Source organism: Gemmiger formicilis (assembly GCF_016901605.1).
GTDB lineage: Bacteria > Bacillota > Clostridia > Oscillospirales > Ruminococcaceae > Gemmiger > Gemmiger formicilis_B.
Genome location: NZ_JACJKP010000505.1, coordinates 1 through 367, shown reverse-complemented (window position 1 = coordinate 367; position 367 = coordinate 1). Strand labels below are relative to the sequence as shown.

Below are 367 nucleotides of genomic sequence, written 5' to 3'. Positions count from 1 at the left end.
GCTGCCCAACCTGCGGCATTGGGAGATAAAAATCCCGTACTAGGGATGTCTATGGTGCTGTGTGGACTGTTGCTGGCAGCCAGCGGAGCCTGGACGCTGCCGGCTGCCCGTTACGTGACCCAATATCCGGCGGCGTTTGAATCCTATCCATTGTTTGCAGCCTGGGCGGATGTTGTGACGCCGCTTCTGGCAGGCATCTGGCTGGTGGTTTATGGCGTGCGGGCTTTTGCCGGATTTGGCATCCGGCGGGAACGGTTGGGCAGCCCGTTGGTGGCAGGTGTTCTGCCATTGTGTATTCTGTGGCGACTGATCTGGCGGTTCCAGTTTGTTCCGGCCTCGCTGCAGCGTATGCCCTGTACCTTGCGTG

1 protein-coding gene is annotated in these 367 nt (G+C 59.7%); it reads left to right on the top strand.

What is annotated here, in order from left to right; genetic code table 11:
* Window positions 1–367 (top strand): hypothetical protein (locus H6B10_RS15665; RefSeq protein WP_204652383.1); only part of this gene is annotated, 367 nt, incomplete at both ends.